The following is a 1,173-nucleotide window of genomic DNA, read 5'->3' on the forward strand; positions in this document are numbered from 1 at the left end:
AAAGCCGACTACTTTCGTGTGAATATTCCTGCGGAATTCCCAGAAAAAATATCAGGCATCAAAGCCCAAGAAAATAAATCAACTATTTGTTTTTATTGAATCTTTGTTGACACTGCCGGAATGAGGATTTATCTGCGGGTCCGGGTAAGCCAGCCAGCGCCACGCCAGCCAGCCGCCCATTCGGACAGTCAGCCAGACAGGAGAAAACAGATGACCCATTCCGCATGCAATGCCTGCGCATTCTATGAGGATCACGTCGCGAACTCTGCCAGCACGCTGTCGGATTCAGGTCTTTGCCGGGCCAATCCGCCGGTGACGCAGAAGGACCCGGAAAGCCGTGGATACTGGCCGGTGGTCAAGTCCAGCGACTGGTGCGGGCAATACACCGCCGCCTTCGCGGCCGAGTGATCGCGGCACTGATGCCGGCACGGATGCAGGGCAGCCTTCGGGCTGCCTTTTGCATTGGGGGCAAACCGCCCTGACACGGGATAGTCATTGCGCAGGCCGTTGCACATCCCGCAGGACCACCGTCCTATGGGACGAAAGGCGGCGGGCCAGACCCGCCGCGCAATCGACAGGAAAGCCGGACATGAACCGCCGTCATCTTCTTTGCCTTGCCCGGACAGGCAGCATCCTGGCCGCACTCTGGGCGTCGCCCGGCCAGGCCCAGCAGCCGCCGGCGCAGGGGGCCAGGGCAGTGGGGACGATCGTCCTGCAATCCGAATCGGTGCCGCTGATCAGCACCATCCCGGGGCGCGCGGTGGCGCGCGACGCGGTCAGCATCCGTCCCCGCGTCGACGGCTTCGTGACGGACATCCTGTACAGCCCCGGCCAGCCCATCAAGGCGGGCGCGCCCATGTTCCAGATCGACCGCACCACCTATCAGGCCTCGGTCGAACAGGCCCGCGCCAATCTCGCCTCGGCCAGGGCGGCCGTGCCGCAGGCCCAGGCGGCCTATGACCGGACCCGGCGGCTGCAGGGCTCTGCCGCGACCCAATCCTCGCTCGAAGAGGCGCTGGCGACGCTGGAACAGGCCCAGGCGGCCGAAATGGCGGCCGAGGCCGCCCTGCGCACGGCCGAGGCGCAGCTGTCCTGGACCACGATCACCAGCCCGCTGGACGGCCTGCCCTCGGTTTCGGCGGTGTCGGTGGGCGATCTGGTCACGGCCGGGCA

At 65.1% G+C, this 1,173-nt stretch carries 2 protein-coding genes; both read left to right on the forward strand.

Annotation, left to right across the window (positions count from 1 at the left end):
• The first annotated feature begins 210 nt into the window (after positions 1 to 210).
• Positions 211 to 408, forward strand: a complete 198-nt coding sequence (locus tag BU28_RS0117655; protein WP_028720595.1) for a hypothetical protein — start codon at positions 211 to 213, stop codon at positions 406 to 408.
• A 181-nt stretch (positions 409 to 589) separates the two neighbouring features.
• Positions 590 to 1,173: efflux RND transporter periplasmic adaptor subunit (locus BU28_RS23690; protein ID WP_036763493.1), on the forward strand; the 584-nt coding region annotated here is incomplete at its 3' end.

Origin of the sequence: Paracoccus yeei ATCC BAA-599 (assembly GCF_000622145.1) — a bacterium.
GTDB classification, from domain to species: Bacteria; Pseudomonadota; Alphaproteobacteria; order Rhodobacterales; family Rhodobacteraceae; genus Paracoccus; species Paracoccus yeei.

Coding starts and splice junctions, on each gene's coding strand:
- BU28_RS0117655 (WP_028720595.1), top strand. CDS start 211: ATGACCCATTCCGCATGCAATGCCTGCGCATTCTATGAGGATCACGTC.